This is a genomic window from Frankia sp. AiPs1 (assembly GCF_023716945.1).
In the GTDB taxonomy this organism is placed as follows: domain Bacteria; phylum Actinomycetota; class Actinomycetes; order Frankiales; family Frankiaceae; genus Frankia.
The window spans coordinates 1-530 of sequence record NZ_JAMQQF010001190.1 but is presented as its reverse complement, the minus strand read 5'-3'; the positions used below and the strand labels follow the sequence as shown (position 1 = coordinate 530).

Sequence of the window (530 nt, the reverse complement as noted above, 5' to 3'; positions counted from 1 at the left end):
CCACAGCCCGGTCGTGGCCGCCGCCGCCGGCGCGCTGGCGGACCGCCTCGGCGCGCTCGACGTCGTCGCGCCGACGCTGCCGGTGTGGTCCAACACCACCGCCCAGCCGTATCCGGCGGCACCGGAGCAGGTGCGGGCGACCCTCGCCGGCCAGGTGGCGGCGCCGGTGCGGTTCGTCGAGCAGATCGAGGCGATGTACGCGGCCGGCGTGCGGACCTTCGTCGAAGCCGGCCCCGGTCGGGTGCTCTCCCAGCTTGTCGGCAAGATTCTCGCCGAGCGGCCGCACCGGGCCGTGGCCACCGACGTCGCGGCGGAGTCGGGGCTGCGCCGGTTGCTGCTCGCGCTCGCCGAGCTTGCCGCGGCCGGCGTCGGGGTCGACCCGGCGCCCCTGTTCACCGGGCGCGACGCCCGGTTGGTGAGCGATGCGGACGTGCCGCGCCGGCCCGGCTGGCTGATCGACGGAGCCTACGTGCGCACCGCCGACGGCAGCTTCCTGCCGGGCGCCCTGCGGCCGCCGACCCGACTGGCCC

Annotated in this window: 1 protein-coding gene; it reads left to right on the top strand. The window is 77.7% G+C overall.

Annotation, left to right across the window (positions count from 1 at the left end):
* A partial coding sequence (locus ND748_RS33585; RefSeq protein ID WP_251750222.1) for a hypothetical protein occupies positions 1-530 on the top strand: 530 nt, incomplete at both ends.